Origin of the sequence: Microbacterium oleivorans NBRC 103075, assembly GCF_001552475.1 — a bacterium.
GTDB classification, from domain to species: Bacteria; Actinomycetota; Actinomycetes; order Actinomycetales; family Microbacteriaceae; genus Microbacterium; species Microbacterium oleivorans.
The window spans coordinates 116,109-133,701 of record NZ_BCRG01000004.1 but is presented as its reverse complement, the minus strand read 5'-3'; the positions used below and the strand labels follow the sequence as shown (position 1 = coordinate 133,701).

The following is a 17,593-nucleotide window of genomic DNA, read 5'->3' as shown; positions in this document are numbered from 1 at the left end:
ATGGCGGAGATGTCCACGCAGTCCGATCGAGAGGCGCGCACCCTCGCGGTGCGCGCCCTCGAGGGCGAGTTCAGCGACCTGATCGCCCTGTTCCGCCGGCGCATCACCGAGAACGCCAACCGCGTGAGCCCGGGCATGCTGCCCGGTGCCTACAAGGTCTTCACGACGATCGTGCGGCATGAGCCGGTCACGCAGTCCGCGCTGGCGGAGATGCTCATCCTCGACAAGGGCCAGATGAGTCGAACGGTGCGCGAGCTCACCGACATGGGTCTCATCGAGCGGACACCCGATCCCAAGGACGGGCGATCGAGTCTGCTGTCGGCGACCGAGCACGGCCGGGAGCGCCTGGCCGATGCCCGCGGACCTCAGGAGGGCGCACTCCTCGAAGCGCTCAGCGACTGGCGCGTCGAAGACATCGAGAACCTCGCTCACCTGCTCCACGCCCTCGTCGCGGGATCCCGGCCGGACGGCGACCTGACCGCCTGAGCGCTCGCGGATGCCGCACGTCGGGCTTCTCGCTCCGGTGATGCCGGCGTAACACCGTCGAGACAATGACGCGCTTGACTGGTCATCCACCGAGCACCCCCCGCGCCCGCCGCCGAGCGCAGGTGAGAAGGAGCAGCCGATGCGATTCCGGCCGCTGCGTTCCGCAGCCCCCAGCGCAACCGAGGTCGTCGAGGTGACGGCTCCTCCCCCGGTCATGCGGGCTGTCGTCTACGACGCCCCCGGTGCGGCGGACGTGCTGCGAGAGACGGAGCTGCCGGTTCCGGCGCCCGCGCTCAGCGAGTTGCTGATCCGCGTCGTCGCCGCCGGCACGAACCCCATCGACACGAAGACCCGTTCCGGCCGCGGCGTCACGGGACAGATCCCGGAATACCCCTCAACCCTCGGCTTCGACTTCAGCGGGGTCGTCGTCAAGAGTCCGTTCGAGGCTCACCCCCTTCAGCCCGGTGATCAGGTCTTCGGCATGGTCCCGTTTCCCCGCTCCGGCGGCACGTACGCCGAGTACGTCGTGGTGCCGAGCCTGTCCGTCGCTCGCAAGCCCGCGGCACTCTCGCACGTCGAAGCGGCCGGCGTTCCGCTGGCCGCGCTCACCGCCTGGGGTCTCGTCGTCGAGACGGCGCACGCACACGAGGGTCAGCGCGTCCTCATCCATGCCGGATCCGGCGGGGTCGGTCACTTCGCCGTCCAGTTGGCCGCGTACTTCGGCGCGCACGTCACCGCCACGGGGTCGGAGACCAACCTCGGATGGCTTCGTGAACTCGGTGCCTCCGTCGCTGTCGACTACGCCACGACCCGTTTCGAGGACGTCGTCGGCGAGATGGACGTCGTCATCGACCTCGTGGGCAACGTCCACGACGACACCGGGTCGCGCTCCCTCAGCGTCCTGCGCCCGGGCGGCCTGTACATCATGGTCCCCACGGGCGGCTGGGACGGGTACGCGAATGCCGCGGCCTCCGCGGGCGTCCGCGCGACGACGTACAAGGTGGTTCCCGACGGTTCCGTCCTCGCGACGCTCGGCCGGCTGCTCGACTCGGGCGCGATCCAGGTCTACATCGACCGTGTGTTCGATCTCGCCCACGCCGCCGACGCCCACCGAGAAGTGGAGCGCGGCCACGTTCGCGGCAAGGTCGTCCTCCAGGTTGCGGAGGCGTGATGCGCCGCATTCGTCTCGTCGTCCGCGGCATCGTGCAGGGCGTCGGATTCCGCTACTCGATGCAACACGTCGCGCGGGGCGCGGGCGCCACAGGCTGGGTGCGGAACCTCGCCAACGGCACGGTCGAGGCTGAGGCGCAGGGGGATGCCGCAGCCGTTGACGCTGTGCAGGCCTGGGCCGCGACCGGCCCGCGTGGCGGAGTGGTGGACAACCTCGCCGTGACCGAGGTGCCGACCGTCGCAGACGAGACCGGATTCGAGATTCGACGCGACGCCTGAGCGGTCAGTCCTCGAGCGGCCGCAGGATCCGATCGAGGAACCGGCGGGTTCGCTGGTTCTTCGGAGCGGTGAAGAGTTCGCGTGGATGCCCGCGTTCGACGATGACGCCGCCGTCGAAGAAGACGACCTCATCGGCCACCTGACGCGCGAACCCGAGTTCGTGCGTGACGATGACCATCGTCCATCCCTCATCGGCGAGCTCCTTCAGGACGAGGAGCACCTCACCGACCAGTTCGGGGTCGAGGGCGCTCGTCGGCTCGTCGAACAGCAGGAGGTCCGGTGTCAGGGCGAGGGCGCGGACGATGCCCACGCGCTGCTGCTGGCCACCCGAGAGCTCGTGCGGGTAGGCGTCGCGCTTCTCGGCGAGACCCACCCGGTCGAGGAGCCGCTCCGCCTCGGCGATCGCGGCATCCTTCGCCATCCCGTGCGCGTGGACGGGTCCCTCGATCACGTTCTCGAGGACCGTCAGGTGCGGGAAGAGGTTGTTCTGCTGGAACACCATCGCTGAGCGATCGCGGAGCGCGGCGCGCCGCTCCTTCGCGACGCGCCCCTTCACGGGTACGGCGAAGTCTTGACTCTGCCCGTCGGAGAAGGCGACGAGGCCGGCGTCGGGGGTCTCGAGTCCGTTCAGGCAGCGAAGGACGGTGGTCTTGCCCGACCCGCTCGGCCCGATGAGGCAGACGACCTGCCCGGGCTGGACGGAGAAGTCCACTCCTTCCAGGACGAGAGTGTCGCCGAAGGACTTCCGGAGTCCGGTGACGGTGAGCAGCGGTGCGTCAGTGTGCGACACGGCGATCGAGCCTCCGTTCGATGCGGTCCTGCCCGAAGGAGAGGACGAGGCAGAAAAGCCAGTAGATGAAGGCGGCCTCGATGTAGATCACCAGGAAGTCGAGGCTGAACGCCGCGATGTTCTGCGCGACACGGAAGAGCTCCGCCACCGTGATCGACGCGACGAGGGAGGTGTCCTTCACGAGGGAAATGAACGTGTTCGACAGCGGCGGCACCGAGACGCGGGCCGCCTGCGGGAGGATGATGCGCCGGAGGGCCGTCGCCCGCGAGAGACCCACGGTGAAAGCGGCTTCCCACTGCCCCTTCGGCACGGAGAGGATCGCCGCGCGGATGACCTCAGCGGCGTATCCACCCACATTCAGCGACAGCGCGATCACCGCCGCAACGGGCGCGTCGATCAGGAGGCCGATCTGCGGCAACCCGTAGAAGACCACGAAGATCTGGACGAGCAGCGGTGTGCCGCGGATGGCGGAGATGTAGAACCGCGCGATGCCGGACAGGAGTCGGTTGCCGGAGATCCGCATCAGTGCGGCCGTGACGGCCAGTACCAGCCCGATCACGAACGAGATCAGCGCGAGCGGGATCGTGACCGCGACCCCGGCGCTGAACATCGGCCAGAACGAGGTCAGGATCAACTGCCAGGTATCGGCGTCCACCGGCATCCTTTCGCAAAACGGGGAACGGGCCCGACGGTCGCGTCACCGCGCCGCGCCGAGCCCGTTCGAACGGTCATCACTGGGTGACGTCGGCTCCGAAGTACTTCTCGCTGATCGTGGCGAGGGTTCCATCTTCGCGGAGTGCGTCCAGCGCGTCATCCATCTTCTCGACGAGCGCCTTCTTGTTCTTGGTCGTGACGATCGCGCTCTTGGCCGGATCGGTCTCGGCCGCGATCTTCAGGCCGGTGGGACCGTCGGTCTTCTCGTAGTCGAGGAAGGTCAGCTTGTCGTTGACGGTCGCGTCGACGCGCCCCTGACGCAGCAACTCGACGGCCTGCGCCCAGCCTTCGATCGGGGTGACGTCGGCGCCGGCCTCTTCGGCGAGCTTGAAGAAGTTGCTCGTGAGCGACTGAGCGGTCTTCTTGCCCTTGAGATCGGCGAAGGTCTTGACGGAGTCGTCATCGTCCTTGACGACGACGACGCTCGGGGACACCGTGTACGGCTCGGTGAAGAGGTACTTCGCCTCGCGCTCGGGGTTGATGGACACCTGGTTCGCGATGACGTCGACACGTCCCGCGTCGAGGCCGGCGAAGATGCCGTCCCACTGGGTCTCCTGGAACTCGACCTTGAGGTCGAGCTTCTTGGCGACGGCTTCGATGATCTCGACGTCGTAGCCGACCAGCTTGCCGCTCTCGTCGTGGTACGTGAACGGCCGGTAGGTGCCCTCGGTCGCGACCGTGAGCGTGCCACCCTTCGCGAGGCCGAGGTCGTCGCCACCGGCGGCCGCCCCGTTCGAGCTCGAGGAGCAGGCGGTCAACGCCAGAAGGGCGCTGAGGGCGAGGGCTCCGAGGGCGACGGTACGACGGGACATGGATCTCCTTGGTGAGGGGGCGACGGGAGCGCGCGAAGGCTGTGGTCACGCGGGCCCCTCCATACAACACGCATACGCGTGGATGATTCCCGCGGGTGACGGTCTGTTTCAGCGGGATGCCGCAGGGAGGCCGGCCGCCAGCTCCGCGAAGACCTCGCCCGCGTCGTCGGAGCGCGACAGCCCTGCGGCCTGACCCGCCCAGAGGGACACGAGATCGCCGTCCCCCGGGGCTGCCGAACGGAAGCTCGCTGTGAGCCAGTTCTGGGCCGGGAACGGCGCGATGGCACCCATCGCCTCGATGGTCCGCACCGCGCGATTCGGGATGCCGCGGGCCAGCCGCCCGCTCATCGCCCGAGTGAGCACCGTGTCGGTGTCGGCGGCGGAGCGCAGGGCTTCGCGGTGCGCCTCGGACGCGGCCGACTGCCGTGTGCGGAGGAAGGCGCTCCCCACCTGGGCTCCCGCAGCGCCGAGTGCGAACGCCGCTGCCACACCGCGTCGATCGGCGATGCCGCCCGCGGCGATGACCGGCACATCGACGGCGTCGACCACCTGCGGCACGAGCGCGATCGTCCCCACCAGGGAGTCCTCCGCACGGCTCAGGAAACTCACCCGATGGCCGGCGGCCTCCGCGCCGCTCGCGACGATCGCGTCCACTCCCCCGTCCGCCAGCGCGACGGCCTCCGCGACCGAAGTGGCCGTTCCCACGACCCGGATGCCGCGCCGCTTCGCCTCGTCGACGACCGTGGCATCGGGCACCCCGAACACGACGCTGAGGACGGCGGGAGCGGCATCCCACACCGCATCGAGCTGTTCCTCGAGCGACGGCAGGAACGCGGCCGGCAGCGGGGGCTGAGCCTCGACCCGCGCGGCCTCGAGGAGTGGCGCGACCGCCTCGCGAGCTGCGGCGAGGTCCACATCGCCGGGCGAGACCTCATCGCCGGTCGGCAGCCAGAGGTTGAGCGCGAAAGGACGAGTCGTCGCCGCCTGGAGGGCGGCGGCGGTCTCGCGGATGCGCTCTCCCGAATACCCGTACAGCCCGAACGAACCGAGACCACCGGCCTGACTGACGCTCGCAGTCAGGGCGACGGAGGACATCCCGCCGAACGGGCCCAGCACGATGGGGGTATCGATACCGAACAGTGTCTGGAGGTCGCGGGTCACGCGAAGACGCTACCAAGCCGGGAACGACGAAGGGGCCCCACCCGAAGGTGGAGCCCCTTGCTGTCTAGACGACTCAGACGAGAGCGTTGACGTCCAGCGGGATGCCAGGACCGAACGTGGTCGAGATGGCGCCCTTCTGGATGTAGCGGCCCTTCGCGCTCGAGGGCTTCAGACGCACGATCTCTTCGAGAGCGGCGTTGAAGTTCTCGTTCAGCTGGTCCTCCGAGAAGGACGCCTTGCCGACGACGAAGTGGACGTTGGCGTGCTTGTCGACGCGGAACTCGATCTTTCCGCCCTTGATCTCCTCGACGGCCTTGGCCGGGTTGGGGGTCACGGTGCCGGTCTTCGGGTTCGGCATGAGGCCGCGGGGTCCGAGGACCTTACCGAGGCGACCGACCTGGCCCATGAGCTCGGGGGTCGAGACTGCCGAGTCGAACGCGGTGTAGCCACCGGCGACCTTCTCGATGAGCTCGGCGCCACCGACCTCGTCCGCACCAGCGGCGAGAGCGGCTTCAGCCGCGGGACCGGTCGCGAACACGATGACGCGGGCGGTCTTGCCTGTGCCGTGGGGCAGGATGACCGTGCCGCGAACCATCTGGTCCGCCTTGCGCGGGTCGACAGCGAGCTTCAGCGCGACCTCGACGGTAGAGTCGAACTTCGCCGAACCGGTCTCCTTGGCGAGGGCGACAGCCTGCTCGGAGGAGTAGAACGTGGAGCGGTCGATCTTGGCCGCTGCTGCTTCGTAAGCCTTGGACTTAGCCATTGTTCTGTTCCCCTCAGCTCTCGACCGTGATGCCCATGGAGCGGGCGGTGCCGGCGATGATCAGCGAGGCGGCCTCGATGTCATTGGCGTTCAGGTCGGGCATCTTCGTCTCGGCGATCTGGCGAACCTGATCCTTGGTGAGCTTCGCGACCTTCGTGGTGTGCGGGGTCGCAGAACCCTTGGCGACGCCGGCGGCCTTCTTGATGAGCTCCGCGGCGGGCGGGGTCTTCAGGACGAAGGTGAAGCTGCGGTCCTCGTAGACGGTGATCTCCACGGGGATGACGTTGCCGCGCTGCGACTCGGTCGCGGCGTTGTACGCCTTGCAGAACTCCATGATGTTGACGCCATGCTGACCGAGCGCGGGCCCGATCGGCGGCGCCGGGTTGGCTGCACCGGCGTTGATCTGAAGCTTGATCAGGCCGGTCACCTTCTTCTTCGGTGCCATTTCCTCTTCCTCTCACGAGCGAGGCGGATGCCCCGTTCTCCCACGGTCCCGGCGGTTCCGAGTCGTGGTGGTGTTCGCGCGCACGACGAAACGGCGCACAAACCACATGAGTCTACCGCATTCGGCATCCCACGGCATGACGAAGGCCCCGCCGGAGCGGGGCCTTCGTGAATCCTGCGGAGTCTTACTGCTTCGTGACCTGGTCGAAGCTGAGCTCGACCGGGGTCTCACGCTCGAAGAGCGAGACGAGGACCGTGAGCTTGCCGCTCTCGGGCTTGATCTCGGAGATCGATCCGGGGAGCCCGGCGAACGAGCCCTCCTTGATCGTGATCGTCTCGCCGATCTCGAAGTCGACCTCGGTGATGACCGAGCGAGCCTGCGTGGCCGAGCCCTTCGTGGCGGCGCCACCCTTTGCGGGTGCGACCTCCTTGGCCTCGACGAGGGGCTTCAGCATGTTGAAGGCCTCTTCGAAGCGCAGCGGGGTCGGGTTGTGCGCGTTGCCGACGAAGCCGGTGACACCGGGCGTGTGGCGGACGACCGACCAGGTGTCCTCGTTGAGCTCCATGCGGACCAGCACGTAGCCGGGGATCCGCACGCGGTTGACCATCTTGCGCTGGCCGTTCTTGATCTCGACGACGTCCTCCATGGGGACCTCGACCTGGTAGATGTCGTCCTCGACCTCGAGCGTCGACTTGCGCTGCTCGATGTTGGCCTTCACCTTGCGCTCGAAACCGGCGTAGGAGTGGATGACGTACCACTTGCCTTCGAGCGACCGAAGCTCCTGGCGGAATGCCTCGTAAGGGTCCTCAGGGGTCTCGTCCTCGCCGTCACCGAGCTCGGGGCCGTCGTAGGGGGCGACCTCGTCGGCAGCGGCAGCGGCGCGCTCGGCCTCTTCGTCGGCGAGCGACTCGGTGAGCACCTCGGCGGCGGCCTCGGCCTCATCGGCCTGGTCGATCTCGAGCGCGTCGTTGACGATGCGGTCGGCCTCAGGGTCCTCGATCACGACGGCATCCTCTCCGGTCGGCTCGTCGTCGACGGGCGCGTCCTCTTCGATGTGCAGTGCAGCGTGCTCGGCGGACTCTGCGGAACGCTCCTGGTCGGCCAGGATGTTGCCCTCCTGGGCCTCGTCGTCCTCGCTGGACTGCTCAGCGGCGGTCGACCAGTCGGCGTCGTCCACATATCTTTCGGTCACGTGATTCACTTCCCTGCAGGTTCGGCTTCGATGTTCAGCGGCGACGTGGCGAGCGGTTCCGGTGAACCGGGATGCCGTCCGTCACCGCGACGGATGGGCGTCCGTGGGTCAGCTGGGCACACCGAAGACGATGTCCACGATCCAGGTGAAGAACAGGTCGAGGCCGTAGACGATGGCCATCACGACCACGACGAATCCCAGGACCACGAGCGTGAACTTGACCAGCTCCTGCCGGGTCGGCGTGACGACCTTGCGGAGCTCGGCGATTACCTGGCGGATGAAGAGGGCGATTCGCTGGAAGAAGTTGAGCTTCTTCTCCCGGGTGGCGCCGCTGTTCGCAGCGACAACCTCGCCGTTCGGCTCATCCTGGACCATTCAACCCACCTGTTGCTCGGTTCGAGTCAGCTGACGCTGACGCGCAGGGCGGACAGGAATCGAACCTGCAACCTGCGGTTTTGGAGACCGCTGCTCTGCCAATTGAGCTACCGCCCTAAGGTCTTTCGACCCGGGAATCCACATCCCGTCCGACCCATGGGCACGGCAAAAGAATGCAGACAACTGCGTGGACAAGCATACGGCATGCCTTGGAGGGTGGCGAACGCGGGGCGTCCCTGCCCGTCAGTGATCGTGCTCGCTAGGCTTGACCGGACGTGCCGCCGCGAGTGCGTCGGGGGCGCGGCGCCGGACGAACGACGATCACGAGGAGCGCGGTGACCGACAGTACTGCCGCCCAACAGTTCCAGGTCGACCTCCGCGGGGTGATCGACCTGCTGAGCCGTCACATCTACTCGAGCCCGCGCGTCTTCTTGCGAGAGCTTCTGCAGAACGCCGTCGATGCGATCGCCGCCCGTCGCGCGGCCGACGGCGACGGCGGCCGCATCCGCATCACCCCGGTCAGCGACGGCTCCCCCGAGTTCGTGATGCGCGATGACGGGATCGGACTCACCGAGACCGAGGTCGCCGATCTGTTGGCGACGGTGGGACGCAGCTCGAAGCGCGACATCTTCGACCTGCCGCGGGAAGACTTCCTCGGGCAGTTCGGCATCGGGATGCTGTCGTGCTTCATGGTGTGCGACACGATCGTGATCCGGTCGCGAAGCGTCGACGGCTCCGCGCCGGTGGAGTGGGTCGGGCACTCGGACGGGACGTTCACGGTCGCGCCGTACCCGCACGACATCCCGGTCGGCACGAGCGTGCACCTCACGCCGCGCTCCGACACCCGGGCCCTCCTCTCCACGAGCACGATCATGGAACTGGCCGAGACGTTCGGCCGCTACCTGCCGCATACCGTCGTCGTCGACCTTCCGGGCGGTGGCGAGACGACGGTGACGGAGCCCGCTCCCTTCCTCGACGGCGACCTCGAACGACAGCTCGTCTACGGTCACGAACTCATCGGCGCGGAGCCGCTCGACGTCATCCCGCTGAACGTGCCCGGCACTCAGACGCGCGGTGTGGCGTTCGTGCTCCCGTTCGCCCCGCCCCCGGGCGCGCGCCAGAGCACCCGGGTGTACCTGCGACGGATGCTGCTGACCGAGCGTGCCGACGACCTGCTGCCCGCCTGGGCGTTCTTCGCCCGCGCCGTCGTCGACTCGGGCTCGCTGCACCCGACGGCGAGCCGCGAGTCGCTCGTCGACGACGACGCGTTGGAGCAGACACGGCAGGAGATCGGCGACGCCATCCGCCGCTGGATCCTCGAAGTCGCACTCCAGGACCCGCTGCGGCTGTCGCAGTTCGTCTCCATCCACGAGGTCGCCCTCAAATCCCTCGTCCGCCACGACGACGAGCTCGCGCGCTTCATCGTGCGGTGGCTCTCCGTGGACACGACGGCGGGGCGGCTGCGCATCGAAGAGGTCGCGCGACGGTTCCCGCGCGTGCGCTACGCCGAGACCGTGGACGAGTTCCGTCAGGTCGCGAGCATGACCTCTGCCGGCGGCATCCTCGTCAACGGCGGCTACCTCTACGACGCCGACCTCGTCCGCCGCATGCCGGAGCTGTTCCCCGGGGTCGAGGTCGAGCGCGCCGACGTGGTGAGCGAGATCGACCGCCTCGACCTCGCACCTCTCGACGATCGGGCAGCGGCGACGTCGCTGGAGGAACGGGCCCGGGCGGCACTCGAGGACATCGACGTCGCCGTCCGCACGTTCGAACGGCCGGAGCTGCCGGGCCTGTTCGTCGCCGACCCCGAGGTGCTGCGCGCCCTCGATCGGGGTCGCGCGCGGAGCGCCGGCGGAGCCCTGTGGGGCGGTGTCCTCGACCGCGCCGCGAGCGCCGTCTCGGGTCGCGGAGCCGAGGAGCCCGCTGCCCGCCTGTGTCTGAACTGGACCAACCCGGTCATCCGCAAGCTGGCCTCCACCCCACCCGGCCGCGTCTTCGACCTGAGCGTGCAGCTGCTCTACGTGCAGTCGCTGCTCGCTGGTCACCATCCCCTCGGCCCGAACGACCGCGCCCTCATGTCGACGGCGCTGTCCGAACTCGTCGACCGCGCGATCGACACCGACACCCCGTCCGCTGCTGAAGGAGCATCATGACCGGTTTTGCGACCCGCATCCGATCCCTCTTCGACGAGATCGACAACACGCCGTGGGGCCCGCAGGAGCAGGCCCTCGTCGCGCAGGCGGTCGCGCTCGCGCAGGAGAGCGGCGATGAGCGGCTCGAGTACGAGGCGCGCCTCCGCCAGACCTCGAGCGCGAACATGGGCGGCGACACCGACCTCATGCTGACCTCGTTCGCGTGGTGCCTCGCGCACCACGACGCCGACCCGCAACGCTTCCCGGCCGAGATCGACCGTGCCGGCGACGTCCTTTGGCAGTACAAGTGGATGGCCAGCGCCCTCGGCGGGTCGCCGGAGTTCCCCTCGGAGCAGATCGCCGCGGTGCTCGACGACATGGAGGCGCACTACCGGCGAGCGGGCGTCGGTCCCAGCGGGGTGCTGATGGCACGGTTCGAGGATGCCTGGGCTGCAGGCCGCATGGACGAGGCGACCGACCTGCAGCGCACACTCGAAGCCACGCCGCGAGACGACTACAGCCACTGCGACGCTTGCGTGCGCAGTCAGTTCGCCGGCTTCTTCATCGAGACGGGGCGCGAGGACGAGGCCATCCGCCTCGTCGACGAGATGATCGAGAACGGGTTCTCGTGCGGCGAGGAACCCGAGCACGCGCTGTCGCGGATCCTGCTGCCCTACCTCCGCGCCGGGATGCTCGACGAGGCCCGTACCGCGCACCTGCGGAGCTACCGCCTCGCCAAGGACAACCCCGACAACCTCGCGATCGTCGCGAAGAACATCGTGTTCTGCGTCGTCACCGGCAATGAGGCTCGCGCCCTCGCGCTCGTGGAACGCCACCTGCCGTGGATCGTCCACGATGGCCTCAACGCCGATGCGCACGCGACCGCGCTCGGCGCTTTCGCGCTCGCCCTCGACGCGGTGGCCGCCGCCGGCCACCCCGAGCTCACGGTCCGCGGCTCCGATGCGGAGGCTCTCGTCCCCGTCTTCGGCGAGCACGAAGGCGCATGGCGCGTCGACGACCTCGCCGCCGCGGCATGGGCGGCGGCAGGATCGATCGCCGCCGCGTTCGACCGTCGAAACGGGACCGATGCCCACACGCGCAACCTCGAGCGCCTCCGCGACACCGGCGCCGAGCGTTACGATGTGCCGATCCGCTCGCACGATTTCTCGACCGCTGTGCCGGCGGCTCCCGCCGTGACGCGGGAGGAGCGACTCGATCGCGCCGTCGCTCTTGCGCAGGCGGGATCGATCGCCGCTATCGAGCCGATCCGAGAACTGCTGACGGATGCCTCCCCCGACGAGCGTGTGACCCTGTCGGCACACCTGCTGGGCGGTCTGGTCGCGGTGGAGCGCACCGACGAGGCCGAGGCGTTCCTCCCCGAACGCTTTGCTGCGCTCCGCTCGGCGGGGCATGTCGAACAGGCGGACCTCGAGGAGAGGCTCGGCCTCGTCCTCTTCGGCAAGGACCTCGCCACCGCCGGCGACGCCCTCCGCGCAGAGGTCGCCGCCGCCGAGTCCGCGCCCGCCGAGGTGCGTGCGGACCTGATCGCGACACTCGCCGTCGCGCGGATGTACGAGGGGGCCTTCGCGGAGGCTCGCGAGGACGCCCGCGAAGGAGCGCGCCTGTTCGCCGAGGCGGGAGACGCGACCCGCTCGCAGGGTGTGCGGCTGCTCGAGGTGGAGGCAGCGGCATCCGCTTCGCAGACCGATGAGGCGCGCGCTCTGGTGGCGGACCTCCTCGCCGAGCCGATCAGCGACGGACGTCGCGCGCGCGCGTTGGCCGCACGCGCGCGCCTCCACGGCGCTGCCGAGGAGTTCGCGGAGGGTGCGGCCGACGCCGACGAGACGGTGCGGTTGCTGCTGACGCTCGGCGCGGATGACCTGCGGGTCGGAGAGGCGTTCGTCCTCGCGGGAGCACTCCACGAGGACGCCGGCTCGGGCGCGCTCGCGGCGGGACGCTATCGCTCCGCCGTCGAACGGTTCGAGTCCGCGGGGGCGCCGACGGCCGACGCGCGCTACCGACTCGGGCGCGCGATGATCACGTCGGGGATGCCGCAGGAAGCAGTGGACGCCCTGCACGAGGTGCTGCAGGAGGAGACCGCCGCAGAGGTGCCGGCAGGCTCGCGCGCCATCACCGTCGGACTGCTCGCACGAGCCTACGAAGGCGCGGACGACTACGGGAACGCCGTGGGCGCGTGGGGCTTCGCGGCCGACCTCCACGAGGAGGCGGGCGAGGTCGACGGTCAGGCGCATGCCCTCGTGCAGCAGGGCCGCCACCTCGGGAACTTCGGCGAATTCGACGATGCCGTGACCGCCGTCAACACGGCGATCGGCCTCATCCGCGGACAGGAGGAGCAGGTCGGACTCCAGGCCGAGGCGCTTCACCTGCTCGCGCAGGCGAAGATGCAGCGGGGCGACGAGGACGCGTTCGACGTCATCGACGAGGCCCTCGCCCTCGGCCGGGCGAACGAGGCGCACTGGTACGTCGCCGACGTGACCGACACGCGCGCGCGCCTGCTCGCCGCCCGCGGCCGGACGGACGAGGCGGTGGCGACAGCGCTGCAGGCTGCGGACGGATTCGCCGCCGCCGGCGACGCCGGATCAGGCGCGGGCTCGGAGCTCCTCGCGGCGCGCCTGCTGGTGGGCGCCGAGCGCTCGGCCGACGCTGTCGCGCTCTACCGCTCGACCCTCGACCACGCGGCGGAGAACGAACAGCTCCGCCAGCAGGCGGCGCTGGAACTCGGTGACGTCTACGAAAGCCTCGGGCGCCACGCCGAGGCCGCGGAGGTGCGCTCGACGCTCCCGGCCTGAGCCGGAACGACGAGGGGCGGCATCCGATCGGATGCCGCCCCTCGTCGTCCGTTCAGCCGATGCGGACGAGCTTCTTGTTGACGAACTCGTCGGCGGCCAGGAGGCCGAGTTCCCGGCCGGTTCCGCTTCGCTTGATGCCGCCGAAAGGCAGGCCCGGCTCGTCGGCGAGGACGAGGTTCACGTAGACCATGCCGGCCTCGATCCGGTCGGCGACGCGCGATGCCTGCTCGGGGTCGGTCGTGTAGACGTACGATCCGAGCCCGAACGGCGTGTCGTTGGCGATCCGGATCGCCTCATCCTCGTCCGCGACGCGGTACACGACGCCGGCGGGCCCGAAGAGCTCCTCGCGGTACACGTCCATCTCAGGCGTGACGTCCGTGAGGACGGTCGGCGTGAAGAAGGCCCCGTCACGCGTGCCGCCGGTGACGATCGTCGCGCCCTGGGCGGCGGCATCCTGGATCTGCTTCTCGAGACGCTCGGCCGCCGCGACGGACGACAGCGGGCCGAGGACGGTGTCGGAGCTCCACGGGTCGCCGACCGACGCGGCCGCCATCTTCGCCGTGAACGCCTCGACGAACGCGTCGTAGAGACCGTCGACGACGATGAAGCGCTTGGCGCCGTTGCAGGACTGCCCCGTGTTGTCGAGACGAGCGTCGACCGCGGCCTGCGCCACGGCGTCGAGGTCGTCCGCCGACAGCACGATGAACGGGTCGGACCCGCCGAGCTCGAGCGCGACCTTCTTGAGGTTGCGACCGGCCACTTCGGCGACGGCCGCGCCGGCGCGCTCCGACCCGGTGACCGACGCGCCGTGGACGCGCGGGTCGGCGATCACGTCGGCGGCCTGCTCGTTGGTCAGGTAGACGTTCGTGTAGACACCTGCAGGGAAGCCGGCGTCACGGTAGATCGCCTCGATGGCGGCGGCCGACTCGGGGCACTGCGGCGCGTGCTTCAAAAGGATCGTGTTGCCGACCGCGACGTTGGGGGCTGCGAACCGGGCGACCTGGTAGTACGGGAAATTCCAGGGCATGACGCCGAGGAGAACACCCAGCGGGGCCTTGCGGATGACGGCGGTCCCCTCCCCCTCGATCGGGATCGGCGCGTCGGCGGTGATCTCGTCGATGTGATCGGCGTAGTACTCGGTGATGTCGGCGGCGAAGTCGACCTCTCCGAGGGCTCCGTCGATCTGCTTGCCCATCTCCCGCACGATGATCTTCGCGAGATCCTCGCGACGTTCACGGTGCAGCGCTGCGACGCGGCGCAGCAGGTCGGCGCGCTCGGCGGGGGTGGATGCCCGACCCCACCCGCGTGCCGCCTCGTCGGCGGTGGCGAGGGCGCGCTCGACGTCGTCGGCGGTGGCGGTCGGGTAGGTCGCGTGGGTCTCGCCCGTGGCGGGGTCGATGACGGCGTAATCGCTCATGATGCTCCTCAGCGGTTCCGGTCAGGCCGGGATCAGGGTGTACTTCACGTTCAGGTACTCGTGGATGCCTTCGAGGCCGCCCTCGCGCCCCATCCCCGACTGCTTCACGCCGCCGAAGGGCGCTGCCGCGTTGGAGACGACGCCGACGTTGAGCCCCATCATCCCCGTGTCGAGACGGTCGATCATGCGGTGCCCGCGGGCCAGGTCCTGCGTGAACACGTACGACACGAGGCCGTACTCGGTGTCGTTGGCGAGGCGAACCGCCTCATCCTCATCGGCGAAGGTGCTGATCGCGAGGACCGGACCGAAGATCTCCTCACGGAGGATTGCACTCCCGGGAACGACGCCCTCGACGACCGTCGGCTCGTAGAACGTGCCGGGTCCCTCGAGCGCGTTGCCGCCCACGAGGACGCGTGCGCCGCGCTCGACGGCATCGCCGACGAGCTGCTGGGCCTTCGCGACGGCACGATCATCGATGAGAGGACCGATCTGCACGCCGTCCTCGGTGCCGCGACCGACGTTCATGGCGCGGACGCGGTCAGCGACACGGCGGGAGAACTCGGCCGCCACCGACTCGTGCACGATGAAGCGGTTCGCCGCCGTGCAGGCCTGGCCGATGTTGCGGAACTTCGCGAGCATCGCGCCGTCGACCGCCTTGTCGAGGTCGGCATCGTCGAAGACGACGAAGGGGGCGTTGCCGCCGAGTTCCATCGAGACGCGGAGGACGCCTTCGGCAGCCTGCGCGATGAGCTTCTGCCCGACGGGGGTCGAGCCCGTGAAGGAGAGCTTCCGGAGCCGCGGGTCGGAGATGATCGGGCCCGACACGGCTGCCGACGACGCCGTCGTGATGACGTTGACGACGCCGGCGGGAACGCCCGCCTCGGCGAGCAGCTCGACGAAGAAGAGGGTCGTCAGCGGCGTCAGCTCGGCGGGCTTGACCACGACCGTGCAGCCGGCGGCGAGCGCAGGGGCGATCTTGCGCGTCGCCATCGCCAGGGGGAAGTTCCAGGGCGTGATGAAGAAGGACGGGCCAACGGGCCGCTGCGAGACGATCATGCGTCCCGTGCCCTCGGGGTTCATGCCGTAGCGGCCGGAGATCCGCACCGCCTCCTCGCTGAACCAGCGGAGGAACTCGCCGCCGTACGCGACCTCTCCGCGCGATTCGGAGAGCGGCTTGCCCATCTCGAGCGTCATGAGCAGCGCGAGGTCTTCCTTGCGGGCCTGCACGAGATCGAAGGCGCGGCGGAGGATCTCGCTCCGCTCGCGTGGCGCGGTCGCCGCCCACGCCTCCTGCGCGGCGACGGCGGCGTCGAGAGCACGGATGCCGTCGGCCGGCGAGGCGTCCGCGATGCGGCGGATGACCTCGCCCGTGGACGGGTCGATCACGTCGAGGGTCTTCCCCTCCTCGGCATCCACCCACTCCCCGCCGATGAAGAGCTGGTTCGGGATCTGGGCGAGGAGGTCTGATTCGTGAGATGTCATCGGATGTTCTCGCTTTCTGCGCGCAGCTTTCGCGCGCTCGGGGGTGCGTCGGCGGACAGTGTCTGCCCGCGGAAGAAGGCGGGCCGGACGACGGCCTGCCAGATCATGACCAGGATGCCGACGACGATGATCAGGACACCGAGCACGAAGACGAGTCCCAGGCCGAAGATCTCCGAACCGGACCCGTAGTCGGGGTCCATCGAGTCGACGAGCGTCGCGACGAAGATGACCGCGAGGATCACGCCGCCGACGAGGGGGCACAGCAGCGTGAACAGGAACGACCGGACCGAGTCGAACCACTGCTTGCGGAAATACCAGACGCAGGCGAACGCCGTGAGCCCGTAGTAGAAGCAGATCATCATGCCGAGCGACAGGATCGTGTCGGTCAGGACGTTCTCGCTCAGCAGCCTCATGACGGCGTAGAACACAGCGGCGACGATGGCCGACACGATCGTGGCGAAGCCGGGCGTGAAGAACCTCGGGCTGACGGCCGCGAACTGGCGCGGAAGTGCGCCGTAGTGGCCCATCGCGAGGAGGGTTCGTGCCGGCCCGACCGCAGTGGATTGCAGGGATGCCGCCGAGCTCGACAGCACCGCGAGGGAGACCAGGAACGCGAGGGGCCCGAGAACGGGTCCCGACAGCGCGAAGAAGACGTTCGCCGAGATGTCCTCGTTGCCGAGCCCGAGCGCGCCGGTCCCGACTCCCGCGAACATCATGAGGCTGATCGACAGCGCGAGGTAGAGCGCCATGACGATGACGACGGTCACCATGGCGGCACGTCCTGGGGTCCGGTCGGGGTCCTTCGTCTCCTCGTTCATCGTCAGGACGACGTCCCAGCCCCAGAAGATGAAGATCGACAGCGAGACGCCGGCGGCGAAGGCGCTGAAGCTCGACACCTCGAACGGGTTCACCCACGACCAGTCGAAGGCGAGGTGATCGACGCCGTCGCCGCTGAAGCTCTTCACGATGGCCACCACGGCGAAGAGCACCAGCACGATGACCTGGAACCCCACGAGGATGTACTGGAACTTCTGCGTCGTCTGCATGTCGCGGTAGGAGACGAGCGTCGCTCCGAGAAGAAAGAGCAGACACACCGCGACGTTGATGAACGGATTGAACGCGAGGTCAGCGATCCCCTCGTTGCCGGTGATCTGAGCGATCAGCAGGAAGAGGAACTCGACGGCGATGCCGGCGAGGTTGGACAGCACGATGACGGTCGCGGCGATGAGACCCCACCCCGTCATCCAGCCGATCCACGGCCCGAACGCTCGGACACCCCACGTGAAGCTCGTCCCCGAGTCGGGCATCGCGCGATTCAGCTCGCGGTACCCGAAGGCGACCAGCAGCATCGGAATGAAGCCGACGAGGATGATGGCGGGCACCTGGACGCCCACGGCGGACACCGTGGGCCCGAGCGACGCGGTCAGGGTGTAGGCGGGCGCGATCGTCGAGACGCCGATGACGACCGCGCCGACGAGGCCGACCGTTCCGGCGCTGAGGCCCTTGGCGGAGATCCCCGCGTCTTTCGCGCCGGGAATCTGCGCGGGTGCGTGCTGGCTCATCGT

At 69.0% G+C, this 17,593-nt stretch carries 16 protein-coding genes and 1 tRNA gene; 5 read left to right on the top strand and 12 right to left on the bottom strand.

Annotated features, from left to right (window positions below):
- The 3 genes from MO1_RS06425 to MO1_RS06415 all read left to right on the top strand — a co-directional run bounded on the left by MO1_RS06425 (window position 1) and on the right by MO1_RS06415 (window position 1,935).
- Complete coding sequence (locus MO1_RS06425) at window positions 1–486, top strand: MarR family winged helix-turn-helix transcriptional regulator (protein ID WP_036310015.1); 486 nt, start codon at window positions 1–3, stop codon at window positions 484–486.
- Window positions 487–625: 139 nt separating this feature from the next.
- Window positions 626–1,657 (top strand): NADP-dependent oxidoreductase, encoded by a 1,032-nt coding sequence (locus MO1_RS06420; protein WP_060915555.1) that lies wholly within the window; start codon window positions 626–628, stop codon window positions 1,655–1,657.
- Window positions 1,657–1,935 carry an acylphosphatase gene (locus MO1_RS06415; RefSeq protein WP_060915554.1) on the top strand — a complete coding sequence of 93 codons (279 nt, stop codon included), beginning with the start codon at window positions 1,657–1,659 and terminating at the stop codon, window positions 1,933–1,935. Before MO1_RS06420 ends, MO1_RS06415 begins: the two co-directional genes overlap by 1 nt.
- Before the next feature lie 4 nt (window positions 1,936–1,939).
- Here the strand turns inward: MO1_RS06415 and MO1_RS06410 are convergent, their stop codons facing one another.
- The 9 genes from MO1_RS06410 to MO1_RS06370 form a co-directional block, all read right to left on the bottom strand.
- Window positions 1,940–2,725, bottom strand: coding sequence for an amino acid ABC transporter ATP-binding protein (locus MO1_RS06410; RefSeq protein WP_060915553.1), 786 nt, complete (start codon window positions 2,723–2,725; stop codon window positions 1,940–1,942).
- A complete protein-coding gene (locus MO1_RS06405; protein WP_174520557.1) occupies window positions 2,712–3,386 on the bottom strand; it encodes an amino acid ABC transporter permease in 675 nt (224 codons plus the stop codon). Before MO1_RS06405 ends, MO1_RS06410 begins: the two co-directional genes overlap by 14 nt.
- 70 nt (window positions 3,387–3,456) lie before the next feature.
- Entirely contained in the window at window positions 3,457–4,251 is a 795-nt protein-coding gene (locus MO1_RS06400) for a transporter substrate-binding domain-containing protein (protein WP_036310024.1), read from the bottom strand.
- Between the two features lie 108 nt (window positions 4,252–4,359).
- Window positions 4,360–5,412 (bottom strand): NAD(P)H-dependent flavin oxidoreductase, encoded by a 1,053-nt coding sequence (locus tag MO1_RS06395; RefSeq protein ID WP_036310026.1) that lies wholly within the window; start codon window positions 5,410–5,412, stop codon window positions 4,360–4,362.
- 73 nt (window positions 5,413–5,485) lie between these two features.
- Entirely contained in the window at window positions 5,486–6,175 is a 690-nt protein-coding gene (gene rplA, locus MO1_RS06390; RefSeq protein ID WP_036310028.1) for a 50S ribosomal protein L1, read from the bottom strand.
- 13 nt (window positions 6,176–6,188) lie between these two features.
- Window positions 6,189–6,620, bottom strand: a complete 432-nt coding sequence (gene rplK, locus MO1_RS06385) for a 50S ribosomal protein L11 (RefSeq protein ID WP_036310030.1) — start codon at window positions 6,618–6,620, stop codon at window positions 6,189–6,191.
- Window positions 6,621–6,804: 184 nt separating this feature from the next.
- On the bottom strand, window positions 6,805–7,812 hold the full coding sequence (gene nusG / locus MO1_RS06380; protein ID WP_174520556.1) for a transcription termination/antitermination protein NusG: 1,008 nt from the start codon (window positions 7,810–7,812) through the stop codon (window positions 6,805–6,807).
- Between the two features lie 108 nt (window positions 7,813–7,920).
- Window positions 7,921–8,187: a preprotein translocase subunit SecE gene (gene secE / locus MO1_RS06375; RefSeq protein ID WP_036310034.1), complete on the bottom strand. Its 267-nt coding sequence runs from the start codon at window positions 8,185–8,187 to the stop codon at window positions 7,921–7,923.
- A 44-nt stretch (window positions 8,188–8,231) separates the two neighbouring features.
- Window positions 8,232–8,304 (bottom strand) — tRNA-Trp (locus tag MO1_RS06370).
- A 218-nt stretch (window positions 8,305–8,522) separates the two neighbouring features.
- Between MO1_RS06370 and MO1_RS06365 the strand changes: the two genes are divergently transcribed.
- Window positions 8,523–10,340: an HSP90 family protein gene (locus MO1_RS06365; RefSeq protein WP_060915551.1), complete on the top strand. Its 1,818-nt coding sequence runs from the start codon at window positions 8,523–8,525 to the stop codon at window positions 10,338–10,340.
- Window positions 10,337–13,129 (top strand): pentatricopeptide repeat-containing protein, encoded by a 2,793-nt coding sequence (locus tag MO1_RS06360; protein ID WP_060915550.1) that lies wholly within the window; start codon window positions 10,337–10,339, stop codon window positions 13,127–13,129. Before MO1_RS06365 ends, MO1_RS06360 begins: the two co-directional genes overlap by 4 nt.
- 52 nt (window positions 13,130–13,181) lie before the next feature.
- On the opposite strand, the gene MO1_RS06355 is transcribed toward MO1_RS06360, so the two are convergent.
- The 3 genes from MO1_RS06355 to MO1_RS06345 are packed head-to-tail and all read right to left on the bottom strand — an operon-like array spanning window position 13,182 to window position 17,590.
- Window positions 13,182–14,546, bottom strand: a complete 1,365-nt coding sequence (locus tag MO1_RS06355; RefSeq protein WP_036310039.1) for an NAD-dependent succinate-semialdehyde dehydrogenase — start codon at window positions 14,544–14,546, stop codon at window positions 13,182–13,184.
- A 21-nt stretch (window positions 14,547–14,567) separates the two neighbouring features.
- Entirely contained in the window at window positions 14,568–16,028 is a 1,461-nt protein-coding gene (locus MO1_RS06350) for an NAD-dependent succinate-semialdehyde dehydrogenase (RefSeq protein ID WP_060915549.1), read from the bottom strand.
- On the bottom strand, window positions 16,025–17,590 hold the full coding sequence (locus MO1_RS06345; RefSeq protein WP_036310042.1) for an APC family permease: 1,566 nt from the start codon (window positions 17,588–17,590) through the stop codon (window positions 16,025–16,027). The genes MO1_RS06350 and MO1_RS06345 overlap by 4 nt, the downstream gene beginning before the upstream one ends.
- Window positions 17,591–17,593 lie beyond the last annotated feature (3 nt).

What these genes read in the sequence shown, in the direction of transcription:
- MO1_RS06425 (WP_036310015.1), top strand. Translation starts at nt 1, where the DNA reads ATGGCGGAGATGTCCACGCAGTCCGATCGAGAGGCGCGCACCCTCGCG.
- MO1_RS06420 (WP_060915555.1), top strand. Translation starts at nt 626, where the DNA reads ATGCGATTCCGGCCGCTGCGTTCCGCAGCCCCCAGCGCAACCGAGGTC.
- MO1_RS06415 (WP_060915554.1), top strand. Translation starts at nt 1,657, where the DNA reads ATGCGCCGCATTCGTCTCGTCGTCCGCGGCATCGTGCAGGGCGTCGGA.
- MO1_RS06405 (WP_174520557.1), bottom strand. Translation starts at nt 3,386, where the DNA reads ATGCCGGTGGACGCCGATACCTGGCAGTTGATCCTGACCTCGTTCTGG.
- MO1_RS06400 (WP_036310024.1), bottom strand. Translation starts at nt 4,251, where the DNA reads ATGTCCCGTCGTACCGTCGCCCTCGGAGCCCTCGCCCTCAGCGCCCTT.
- rplA (WP_036310028.1), bottom strand. Translation starts at nt 6,175, where the DNA reads ATGGCTAAGTCCAAGGCTTACGAAGCAGCAGCGGCCAAGATCGACCGC.
- rplK (WP_036310030.1), bottom strand. Translation starts at nt 6,620, where the DNA reads ATGGCACCGAAGAAGAAGGTGACCGGCCTGATCAAGCTTCAGATCAAC.
- secE (WP_036310034.1), bottom strand. Translation starts at nt 8,187, where the DNA reads ATGGTCCAGGATGAGCCGAACGGCGAGGTTGTCGCTGCGAACAGCGGC.
- MO1_RS06360 (WP_060915550.1), top strand. Translation starts at nt 10,337, where the DNA reads ATGACCGGTTTTGCGACCCGCATCCGATCCCTCTTCGACGAGATCGAC.
- MO1_RS06355 (WP_036310039.1), bottom strand. Translation starts at nt 14,546, where the DNA reads ATGAGCGATTACGCCGTCATCGACCCCGCCACGGGCGAGACCCACGCG.
- MO1_RS06350 (WP_060915549.1), bottom strand. Translation starts at nt 16,028, where the DNA reads ATGACATCTCACGAATCAGACCTCCTCGCCCAGATCCCGAACCAGCTC.
- MO1_RS06345 (WP_036310042.1), bottom strand. Translation starts at nt 17,590, where the DNA reads ATGAGCCAGCACGCACCCGCGCAGATTCCCGGCGCGAAAGACGCGGGG.